The following is a 7,356-nucleotide window of genomic DNA, read 5'->3' as shown; positions in this document are numbered from 1 at the left end:
CGACCTGTCCATTGCCCTGGGCATCCTCGCCGCCAGCGGTCAGCTGCCGGCCGAGCGGCTCGACAACCTGGAATGCCTCGGCGAACTGGCACTGTCCGGCGCCTTGCGCCCGGTCCAGGGAGTCCTGCCGGCTGCCCTCGCCGCTCGAGCGGCAGGGCGCGCGCTGCTGGTGCCACGGGCCAACGCCGAGGAAGCCAGCCTGGCTTCGGGGCTCACCGTCTATGCCGCCGAGCACTTGCTCGAGGTCGCTGCGCACTTCAACGGCATCACGCCGCTCGAACCCTATGTGGCCCAGGGCCTGCTACGACAGATTCAGCCTTACCCCGACCTGGCCGACGTGCAAGGTCAGCAGGCCGCCAAGCGCGGGCTGCTGATCGCCGCGGCTGGCGCGCACAACCTGCTGTTTTCCGGCCCGCCAGGCACCGGCAAGACGCTGCTGGCCAGCCGCCTGCCCGGTCTCTTGCCGCCGCTGGACGAACAGGAAGCGCTGGAAGTCGCCGCCATCCATTCGGTGGCCAGTCACAGCCCTCTCGAGCATTGGCCGCAGCGGCCGTTTCGGCAGCCCCATCACAGTGCATCCGGCCCGGCGCTGGTCGGTGGCGGCAGTCGCCCGCAGCCGGGGGAGATCACCCTGGCGCACCAGGGCGTACTGTTTCTCGATGAGCTGCCGGAGTTCGACCGCAAGGTACTCGAGGTCTTGCGTGAACCGCTCGAGTCGGGGCATATCGTCATCGCTCGGGCACGCGACAAGGTGCGTTTTCCGGCGCGTTTCCAGCTGGTGGCGGCGATGAATCCCTGCCCCTGTGGCTACCTCGGTGATCCCAACGGGCGCTGCCGCTGCACGCCGGACCAGATCCAGCGCTATCGCAACAAGCTCTCCGGCCCGCTGCTCGACCGCATCGACCTGCACCTGACCGTTGCGCGCGAGGCCACGGCCCTCAACGCCCCGCCGCAGACGGGCCAGAGCAGTGCCGTACTCGCCGACCAGGTAGCCCAGGCGCGGCAGCTGCAACTCGCCCGTCAGGGCTGCGCCAATGCCTTTCTCGACCTCGCCGGATTGCGCAGCCATTGCCAGCTCGGCACCGAGGATCAGGCCTGGCTGGAGCGCGCCTGCGAACGCCTGGCGCTGTCGCTGCGCGCAGCGCACCGCCTGCTCAAGGTGGCGCGCACCCTCGCCGATCTGGAACAGGCCGAGCGAATCAGCCGCCAGCACCTCGCCGAAGCCCTGCAGTACCGGCCCGGCAGTCAAGGCTGAGCCTGCTCTAGCACGGGCTTCGGGTCGCATCGATCAGCGGCGGACAACGGGCATCCTTTGCGGTCTGTGTTAAGTTGGATGGCTTTCGCCACAGGCGGCCACTCCCCAGAAACAACCCGAAGGAGCGCAGCATGGAGGCAAAACAGCCCTCGTCGTCCCACCTCAACGCCCCGGTCTTCTACGGCTCGGCGGTCATCATCCTGGCGCTGGTGATCTACAGCGTCGCGTTCCAGAGCCATGCGCAAACGCTGTTTGGCGATACCCAGGCCTGGATCATCGCCAACGTCAGCTGGCTCTACATCCTCGCCGTTGCACTCATCCTGCTCATGGTGGTGCTGCTGGCGTTCAGTCGTTACGGCGACATCAAGCTCGGGCCGGATCACAGCGAACCGGATTACAGCGCCCTGACCTGGTTCGCCATGCTGTTCTCCGCCGGCATGGGCATCGGCCTGATGTTTTTCGGCGTCGCCGAGCCGGTGATGCACTTCCTCTCACCCCCGGTGGGCGAAGGCGGCACCAGCGCGGCCGCCTATGAGGCGATGAAGATCACCTTCTTCCACTGGGGCCTGCATGCCTGGGCGATCTACGCCATCGTGGCGATGATCCTGGCCTACTTCGCCTACCGCCACGGCCTGCCACTCACCCTGCGCTCGGCGCTCTACCCGCTGATCGGCGAGCGCATCTATGGGCCGATCGGCCATGCCGTGGACATCTTCGCCATCATTGGCACGGTGCTCGGGGTCGCCACCTCACTGGGCCTCGGCGTCACCCAGATCAACACCGGGCTGAACCACCTGTACGGCCTGCCGGTATCCGTGCCGGTGCAGATCGGTCTGATCATCGCCACCACGCTGCTGGCGACGATTTCGGTGGTCACCGGCCTGGACAAGGGCGTGCGCCGGCTGTCGGAGCTGAACCTGACGCTGGCGGCGCTGCTGTTGCTGATGGTGCTGATCGCGGGGCCGACGGTGTTCATCCTGCAGACTTTCGTGCAGAACACCGGCAGCTACCTGTCGGATATCGTCAACAAGACCTTCAACCTCTATGCCTACGAGCCGAACGACTGGATCGGCGGCTGGACGCTGTTCTACTGGGGCTGGTGGCTGGCCTGGTCGCCCTTCGTCGGCCTGTTCATCGCGCGCATCTCGCGCGGCCGGACGATTCGCGAGTTCGTCACCGGCGTGCTGCTGGTGCCGACTGCATTCACCCTGCTGTGGATGACCGTGTTCGGTGACACCGCGATCCACATGATCCTCTGGGAACATGTCTCCAGCCTCGGTGAAGCCATCGAGCAGGACAGTTCGCTGGCCCTGTTCGCCTTCCTCGAGCACTTCCCCTTCTCGGGCTTCATCTCGCTGATCGCGATCATCATGGTGGTGGTGTTCTTCGTCACATCAGCGGACTCCGGCGCGTTGGTGGTGGACATGCTTGCCTCCGGCGGCCAGCAGGGCACTCCGGTCTGGCAACGCATCTTCTGGGCCGCATCCATGGGCGGGGTGGCCATCGCACTGCTGCTCGCCGATGGCCTGACCGCGCTGCAGACGGCAACCATCGCCAGCGCCCTGCCCTTCACCATCGCGCTGCTCTGTTCGATGTGGGGTCTGCTCAAGGCGCTGCGCCTGGATGCCACGAAGCAGGGGCTGCGCTACCAGGCCCTGAGCACCTCGCCCAGCGCACCGCGCAGTGCCGGTGGCTGGCAACGTCGCCTGCGTACGCTGATGCTGTTCCCGCGACGCGCCCATGTGGTGCGCTTCATCACCGAAGTGGTGCGTCCGGCCTACGAGGACATCGCCGAGGAAATGCGCAAGCAGGGCTATGCGGTGGACATCAGCGAAGGTGATGATCGTCGCTTGCGCTTCGAGATCACCCACGAAGGCGAGCCAGACTTCATCTACGAAGTGCGCCCGCGGGCCTACGCCATGCCGAGTTTCGTCGCCACCAGCGAGGACGACGAGCGCGAGGAGCGCAAGTACTTCCGCGCCGAGGTGCATCTCAAGGAAGGCGGCCAGGATTATGACGTGATGGGCTGGAGCCGCGAGGACGTCATCAGTGACATCCTCGGCCAGTACGAGAAGCACATGCACTTCCTGCACATGGTTCGCTGAAGCCGAGCTGCGTCCTGGCGCCGGCCAGGACGCGGTCGATCAGTGCGCCACGCCGGCTGCCAGTCGCTCGGCGCTCATGAAATGCAGCAGCTCGGCCAGCGGCAACGGCTGGCTGACCAGATAGCCCTGCACCTGCTGCGCGCCGAACTGGCGCAGCAGCTCGAGCTGCTCGGTGGTCTCGACACCCTCGGCCACCACATCCAGATCGAGGTTGTGCGCCAGGCCGACCATCGCCTGCACCAGCTGCGACTTCTCGGGCCGCACGACCATGCCGGCGACGAAACTCTTGTCGATCTTCAGCAGGGTGATCGGCAGGCTGGACAGGTGCACGAACGACGAGAAGCCGGTGCCGAAATCGTCCAGCGAAAAGCGCACGCCGAGCTCGCCCAGCGCATGCATGGCGCTCTGTACCTGCTCGCTGCGGCGCATCACCGCGGTTTCGGTGAGTTCGAATTCCAGCCAGTGCGGGTCGATGCCGCGCTCGTCGATCAGCCGGTTGAGCGTCGGCAGCAACTGACTGTCCTGAAACTGGCGGAACGACAGGTTGATCGCCATGTGCAGTGAATCCGCGCCGCCCTCATGCAGGCTTTGCAGATCGCGCAGCGCGCGGGCGATCACCCAGTAGCCGAGCGGCACGATCAGGCCGCTCTCCTCAGCCATGGGGATGAAGGCATCCGGCCCCAGCAGCCCTCTTTCCGGGTGCAGCCAGCGCACCAGTGCCTCCAGTCCGACGATGCGCCCGCTTTCCAGGCACAGCCTCGGCTGGTAGTGCAGCTCCAGCTCACCGCGACGCAACGCACGGCGCAGCTCGCCTTCCTGATCGGCGAGGCTGCGCGCGCTGCGGCTGACCTGTTCATCGTAGAAACACCAGGTGCAGCCCTGGGCCGCCTTGGCCTGGCGCATGGCGATCTGCGCGTGCCAGAGCAGCGGATCGGCGTCGATCCCCTCGCTAGCACGCGCCAGCCCGACGCTGCAGCCGAGCATCAGGCTCTCGCCCTCCACCCAGTAAGGCTCCGCCAGTGCTTCGACGATGCGATCGGCGACCGCCACAGCGCGTTCCGGATCGTCGCGGGTATCGAGCAGCAGGGCGAACTCGTCGCCGCCCAGCCGCGCCAGCATGTCACCGACCTCCAGCTGCGCCTTGAGCCGCGCCACCACCTGCAGGATCAGGCGATCCCCGGCCTGGTGGCCGAGGGCATCGTTGACGTGGCGGAAGTTGTCGAGATCGAGATAGCCAAGCACCAGGTCCTGCTCCTGATGTTCGGCCAGGGCATCGAACAGCAGCGCCTGGAAGCCCTGGCGGTTGACGATGCCGGTATGCGGGTCCTGCTCGGCCAGCCTTTGCAAGGTTCCCTGCAGGTTGCAGCGCTCGCGCACATAGCGCAGGCAGCGGCGCAACACCTCGGCACTGAGCTGGTCGCCCACCAGCCAGTCGACCGCGCCTTCCGGCATCTGCGTCGGTTCGTCGTCGAGCAGCAGGATCAGCGGCCAGGGGAAGCGTTCGGCGAGCGCCTGGCATTCCGGTGTCGCCAGCAGCAGGCAGGGCGTTTCCAGATACGCGCTGGCCGTGTCCCAATCCGCCGCAATGATCAGCCGTTCCTTGCTATGCGAGCCCTGCAGGCAGGCGCGCAGGCGCTCGGCCCATTCGGGTCGATCAGCCAACAGCAACAGCGGCATGGACTGAGCGGGCGCTGGCAAGCGGCCTCCGGACTCGGTGATTTGCAAGACGGGCGCTACACGCCCGATTTCCCGCACAGCCCTATGCAAACGCCCTGCCTCCTGCAGCGCGCACAAGACTAATCCATTATTTAGATCAGCCAAGCCCCAACGGCGACGATCGGTGATTTATTGAACCTGCAACGGGCCAGCATCGGCGCGGCAGCCTGTTAAACTCCCGCCCCCGCTTCGAATGACCTGAACACCATGTCCCGACTCAACCCTCGGCAGCAGGAAGCCGTGAACTACGTCGGCGGCCCACTTCTGGTGCTCGCCGGTGCCGGCTCCGGCAAGACCAGCGTGATCACCCGCAAGATCGCCTATCTGGTGCAGCATTGCGGCATCCAGGCCCGCCACATCGTCGCCATGACCTTCACCAACAAGGCCGCGCGCGAGATGAAGGAGCGCGTCGGCAGCCTGCTCAAGGGCGCCGAGGCACGTGGCCTGACCGTGTCCACCTTCCACAACCTGGGCATGAACATCATCCGCAAGGAATACGCGCGGATGGGCTACAAGCCCGGCTTCTCGATCTTCGATGACGGCGATATCAAAGCGCTGCTCACCGACATCATGCAGAAGGAATATTCCGGGGACGATGGTGCCGACGAAATCAAGAACTACATCGACAGCTGGAAGAACGACCTGATCCTGCCCGACGAAGCCCTGGCCAACGCACGCAACCCCAAGGAGCAGACCGCCGCCATCGTCTATCTGCACTACCAGCGCACGCTCAAGGCGTACAACGCGGTGGACTTCAACGACCTGATCCTGCTGCCGGTGAAACTCTTCCAGGAGCACGCCGACATCCTGGAGAAGTGGCAGAACCGCATCCGCTACCTGCTGGTGGACGAATATCAGGACACCAACGCCAGCCAGTACCTGCTGGTCAAGTTGCTGGTGGGCATGCGCAACCAGTTCACCGTGGTCGGTGACGACGACCAGTCGATCTACGCCTGGCGCGGCGCGCGTCCGGAAAACCTGATGCTGCTGAAGGAGGACTACCCCTCGCTGAAGGTGGTGATGCTGGAGCAGAACTACCGCTCCACCAGCCGCATCCTCAAGTGCGCCAACATCCTCATCGCCAACAACCCGCACGTGTTCGAGAAGCAGCTGTGGTCGGAGATGGGTCATGGCGACGAGATCCGCGTGATCCGCACGCGCAACGAGGACGCCGAGTGCGAGCGCGTGGCGCTTGAAATCCTCACCGAACACCTGCGTACTCAGCGCCCCTACAGCGACTTCGCCATCCTCTACCGCGGCAACTACCAGGCCAAGCTGATGGAGCTGAAGCTGCAGCACCACCAGATTCCCTATCGCCTGTCCGGCGGCACCAGCTTCTTCGCCCGCCAGGAGGTGAAGGACCTGATGAGCTACTTCCGCCTGCTGGTCAACCCGGACGACGACAACGCCTTCCTGCGGGTGATCAACGTGCCGCGCCGCGAGATCGGCTCTACCACCCTGGAGAAGCTCGGCAACTACGCCAGCGAGCGCGGCATCAGCATGTACGCCGCCGCTGACGAGATCGGCCTCGGCGCCCATCTGGACAGCCGCTACGCCGAGCGTCTGTCGCGCTTCAAGCACTGGATGGACAACGTGCGCCAGCAGTGCGCGCAGAACGACCCGATCGCCGCCATCCGCAGCATGGTGATGGACATCGACTACGAGAACTGGCTCAGGCAGAACGCCTCCAGCGACAAGGTGGCCGACGCGCGCATGGGCAACGTCTGGTTTCTCGTCGACGCGCTGAAGAGCACGCTGGACAAGGACGAAGACGGCGACATGACCATCGAGGACGCCATCGGCAAGCTGGTGCTGCGCGACATGCTCGAGCGTCAGCAGGAAGAGGAAGAAGGTGCCGAAGGCGTGCAGATGATGACCATGCACGCCTCCAAGGGCCTGGAATTTCCCTCGGTGTACATCATCGGCTTCGAGGAAGAAATCCTGCCGCACCGTTCCAGCATCGAGGCCGACACCATCGAGGAAGAGCGGCGCTTGGCCTATGTCGGCATCACCCGTGCCAAGCGCAACCTGGCGCTGACCTTTGCCGCCAAGCGCAAGCAGTACGGCGAGGTGATCGACTGCACGCCGAGCCGCTTCCTCGACGAGCTGCCGCCGGAGGATCTGGTCTGGGAAGGCCAGGAAGACGCGCCGGTGGAGGTCAAGGCCGCGCGCGGCAACGACGCCCTGGCGGCGATGCGGGCGATGCTCAAGCGCTGACGCCACGTCCTTCTTTTCGAGGGGCATTCAGCACCGGTTTGTATCCCGTAACCCAACCGCGGC

At 65.3% G+C, this 7,356-nt stretch carries 4 protein-coding genes; 3 read left to right on the top strand and 1 reads right to left on the bottom strand.

Annotated features, from left to right (window positions below):
* Both LO50_RS03010 and LO50_RS03005 read left to right on the top strand, forming a co-directional pair.
* On the top strand, positions 1-1,255 hold a 1,255-nt coding region (locus LO50_RS03010), incomplete at its 5' end, for a YifB family Mg chelatase-like AAA ATPase (RefSeq protein ID WP_044314077.1).
* A 131-nt stretch (positions 1,256-1,386) separates the two neighbouring features.
* Complete coding sequence (locus LO50_RS03005; RefSeq protein ID WP_014821771.1) at positions 1,387-3,360, top strand: BCCT family transporter; 1,974 nt, start codon at positions 1,387-1,389, stop codon at positions 3,358-3,360.
* Positions 3,361-3,399: 39 nt separating this feature from the next.
* Here the strand turns inward: LO50_RS03005 and LO50_RS03000 are convergent, their stop codons facing one another.
* Positions 3,400-5,037 carry a putative bifunctional diguanylate cyclase/phosphodiesterase gene (locus LO50_RS03000; protein ID WP_044314076.1) on the bottom strand — a complete coding sequence of 546 codons (1,638 nt, stop codon included), beginning with the start codon at positions 5,035-5,037 and terminating at the stop codon, positions 3,400-3,402.
* Positions 5,038-5,283: 246 nt separating this feature from the next.
* Between LO50_RS03000 and rep the strand changes: the two genes are divergently transcribed.
* Positions 5,284-7,293: a DNA helicase Rep gene (gene rep, locus LO50_RS02995; protein ID WP_014821773.1), complete on the top strand. Its 2,010-nt coding sequence runs from the start codon at positions 5,284-5,286 to the stop codon at positions 7,291-7,293.
* The last annotated feature ends 63 nt before the right edge of the window (positions 7,294-7,356 follow it).

Source organism: Stutzerimonas stutzeri, assembly GCF_000935215.1.
Taxonomy (GTDB): Bacteria; Pseudomonadota; Gammaproteobacteria; order Pseudomonadales; family Pseudomonadaceae; genus Stutzerimonas.
Note: the sequence above shows the minus strand (reverse complement) of the source record. Positions and strands in the feature narration are given on the sequence as shown.

Excerpts from the sequence above, each read along its gene's own strand:
- rep (WP_014821773.1), top strand. The coding sequence starts at position 5,284 with ATGTCCCGACTCAACCCTCGGCAGCAGGAAGCCGTGAACTACGTCGGC.
- LO50_RS03005 (WP_014821771.1), top strand. The coding sequence starts at position 1,387 with ATGGAGGCAAAACAGCCCTCGTCGTCCCACCTCAACGCCCCGGTCTTC.
- LO50_RS03000 (WP_044314076.1), bottom strand. The coding sequence starts at position 5,037 with ATGCCGCTGTTGCTGTTGGCTGATCGACCCGAATGGGCCGAGCGCCTG.